Source organism: Steroidobacter sp. (assembly GCF_016790065.1).
Lineage (GTDB): Bacteria > Pseudomonadota > Gammaproteobacteria > Steroidobacterales > Steroidobacteraceae > Steroidobacter.
This window is the reverse complement of the sequence record NZ_JAEUPY010000124.1, coordinates 1-2,001: the sequence shown is the minus strand read 5'-3', so window position 1 is coordinate 2,001 and position 2,001 is coordinate 1. Positions and strand designations below refer to the sequence as shown.

The following is a 2,001-nucleotide window of genomic DNA, read 5'->3' as shown; positions in this document are numbered from 1 at the left end:
CTGGTTGTCGCGGGCTTCGTCATACAACAAGTTGGTTTGGCAACCGGATGCGGCCAACACCACGGTGAAGACGAGCAGCAATCGGCGTTTCATGACACCTTCCCTGGCAGCGATGGGGTAGGAATATTTCTTTTGAGCAGCCCAGCGAGCGGAGAATAGATCAAGTGCTGTGCGGATTGCACGCGTGCTAGTACTGAAGGTCTACTGCGCTACCACCCCCAGCGTGTCGCCGTCGTACAGCACCCCGTTCTGCATCACATAGACGATGGCTCTCGCATTGCCGATCGCTTGCAACGGATTCGATCGCAACACGACCAGGTCAGCCAGCTTGCCGACCTCCAGCGACCCCAGGTCCTGCTCGACACCGATGATGCGTGCGCCATCCCGTGTCGCCGCCTGCAGAATCTCGGCGGGTCGCATGCCGCCCATCTCCATCATCTGCAATTCCCAGTGGTAGCCCAGACCTTGCAGTTCGCCATGGCTGCCGACGCCCACCAAGCCGCCGGCGCGCTGCATCTTTGCGGCTTGCTCGGCCATCGCACGAAAGTTGAACTCATCGGCGTGCGCCCAAGCACTCCGACGGCCCGTCAGCTCGCGCAGTCGATCGCGCGGATAGAAACGTTCGAGCTTGCTATCGTTCCGCAAATCCTCGCGCGAAAAGAAGTACTCGAATCCCGACGGCCCATAGTGAGTGATGTTGAGCGTGGGCGTGTATGACGTCTGAGTGCGCGCGAACGTCTGAATTATATCGGCATAGAGCGCGGAATCGAGCATCGCGTGCTCGTTGCCGTGCATACCGTCGAGCGCATGCGTGATAGCTAGCAGCGGATCGCCAAAGCCTTCGGTCGTGGGCATCAGGCCGAGTTCCTGCGCCGCCAGCACGATCCACTGACGCTGCTGTCGATTGCCGACCAGATAAGCTTTGAGATTGTGCGCGCGATAGTGCTGCTGGTAACGCCGAAGATAAGCCAGCGTCTCCTGGTAGGACTGAAAGTCTGTTTCGAATGTCTTGAAACGATTGATGCCAAACACGCCCGGCCCGACCATGAAGGCCCGCGTCCCGAGCGTCTGCCCGGTGTCCACCATGTCCTGATAGACAAAGTTCTCGCCGAGATTGCTCTGCACATCCAGACCGGCCGTCACGCCATAGGCTAGATTGGCGCGCAAACTCCAGTTGTCCGGGGTTTGCAGCTCGCGACTCGGGAACGCCCAGTGCGCATGGGTATCGATGAATCCGGGCAGCACGAATTGACCCGACAGGTCGATGATGCGCGCGCCGCTGGGAACCTCGATGCTGCCCCTCGTCCCGATACCGACGATGCGGTTGCCGGCGATGACGATATCCGTGTTCTCGAGCACTCTTGCGCCCAACTCCGCCGACATCGGCATGACACTCGCGCCTCTGAGCACCACGGTGCCAGTGGGAATCGCGCGAGGTACACGCACGTTCACTGCGAATGATTCCACCTCAGGCGCCGACTCACGCATTCCCATCGCTCGAGAGGCAACGCTATCGCTGCGCTCAGTGGCCACGCGATACACCGTCGAACCGACGGCCCAAGTGATGAACTTGCCGCCTTGCGACCAACCTAGATAATCGGCGCCGACATCTGTCAACCGTATCGCCGACGGATTCCGAGCGTGCACATCGATCGACAGGTTCGGGTCTGCTTGCGGCAACGCTATGCGCCACACCTGCTTGTTGATCAGCGCCAGAGCCTGCCGCCCATCCGGACTCACGATGAGTTGTTCCGCCACCGGCTGGCTATTGTTACGAGCGTCGAATCGGCCGCTGAGCTTCAGGTGTGTGCGCTGATCGCTACCGTCGTAGCGGATGGAATAAAGCGCGTGTCCATCGGTGGTGTAGATTCGCTCAGCATCGTTGGCGAAGTGCGGATAACGACTCCCGTGAGCAGCAGCGATGAGCCGCGCAGTGCCGCCATTGGCCGGAATCCATACCAGATCGAGTGGGATTCTGAGTTGCGGATGTTCCGGAGTGTT

1 protein-coding gene is annotated in these 2,001 nt (G+C 60.1%); it reads right to left on the bottom strand.

Translation table 11 applies throughout. The features are described 5' to 3' along the window. Positions 1-201: 201 nt before the first annotated feature. A partial coding sequence (locus JNL55_RS05365) for an amidohydrolase family protein (RefSeq protein ID WP_293850351.1) occupies positions 202-2,001 on the bottom strand: 1,800 nt, incomplete at its 5' end.